Genomic DNA, 353 nt, shown 5'->3' on the forward strand with positions numbered 1-353 from the left:
CCACCTTTGGCCACAGCACGCGCACCATAAGAAATACGCTTACCACCTTCCAGATACTGCTTGATCAATGGATGGGTTTTCCAGCGCTGCATTTCCATGAAGGGATACATATGCGGGTTGGTGTAAGACAGATCTACGATCATGCCCAGAGTCACCTGGTTATTCTCAGCATGGTATAACCACCAGCCACCTGAAGAACCAGTTTCATTTAGTGGCCAGCCGGCACCGTGCATCACCAGACCCGGTTTATGCTTGGCAGGATCGATTTCCCAAAGCTCTTTAATGCCGATACCGTAGTGTTGCGGATCAGCGTCCTTGTCCAGGTTGAACTTCTGGATCAGACGTTTACCTAA

Annotated in this window: 1 protein-coding gene; it reads right to left on the bottom strand. The window is 49.9% G+C overall.

What is annotated here, in order from left to right:
* A partial coding sequence (locus NI462_RS15010; protein WP_435574966.1) for an NAD(P)/FAD-dependent oxidoreductase occupies positions 1-353 on the bottom strand: 353 nt, incomplete at both ends.

The organism is Acinetobacter lwoffii, assembly GCF_024129715.1.
In the GTDB taxonomy this organism is placed as follows: domain Bacteria; phylum Pseudomonadota; class Gammaproteobacteria; order Pseudomonadales; family Moraxellaceae; genus Acinetobacter; species Acinetobacter lwoffii_U.